The sequence below is a fragment of the Paenibacillus sp. P4_E11 genome (genome assembly GCF_056401635.1).
On sequence record NZ_JBFUIX010000642.1, the window covers coordinates 1 to 726 of the forward strand.

General features: G+C 49.2%; 2 protein-coding genes. Both read right to left on the bottom strand.

Annotated elements, in window-relative coordinates:
* A partial coding sequence (locus tag AC1DWB_RS36640; RefSeq protein WP_477545952.1) for a FecR domain-containing protein occupies positions 1-437 on the bottom strand: 437 nt, incomplete at its 3' end.
* Positions 438-475: 38 nt separating this feature from the next.
* Positions 476-726: adenylate/guanylate cyclase domain-containing protein (locus AC1DWB_RS36645; protein WP_477545953.1), on the bottom strand; the 251-nt coding region annotated here is incomplete at its 5' end.

Sequence of the window (726 nt, forward strand, 5' to 3'; positions counted from 1 at the left end):
GTAGGTGTCTCCACCTCGAATTCATCATCGGCATTCACCAGCTTTTTCACTTTAAACCAGACAGAGCCGGCCCACATCTTGAGCTTCGATTTCTTCGCGCCCCCAGTATCCGCCAAGCTGGAGATATACAATTCGGTATCTGGACCGATCGTCACCTCATCCTCTTGATCGACTACCTTCAACACGATGTTCGAGCCCGATTCCGTGCGAATATGATCACCTTGATTCATACTCATATCTGCGTAGGCTCTATATTCATTCGACCCTCCAGCCTTCGTCACCATCACAGTGCCCTCGACACTTACAACGATGGCGGCCCGACTATCTTTGGCCTTAGCAGCTTGTGCGAATCCATTACTTAGCAAGCTGAACAGCATTGCCAAACATATTACTTGTGACAACCACTTAAACTTCTTCGATCTCGAATTGTTCCCCATTACAGTTCTCCTGCTCCTCTCCGATTGTAAATCTATGTCTATGATTCATTTTGCTTGGAAGCTGCTGCTTCCGCATGGGCCTTCTCCTCAAGCACTTGGAAGATCGTGACAGGCAATTCCTTGCCCTTCACTTTGATTTCCCCCATATTCTCAATCTCGAACAAATGCTCAACCCGTTCGCGAATGTTGTCGCTGATCAGGATTTGTCCGGGCTTGGCGTTGGATTCCAGGCGTGCCGTCAAGTTAACTGTATCGCCGATGGCCGTGTAATCGAGTCGCAGCCCTTCCG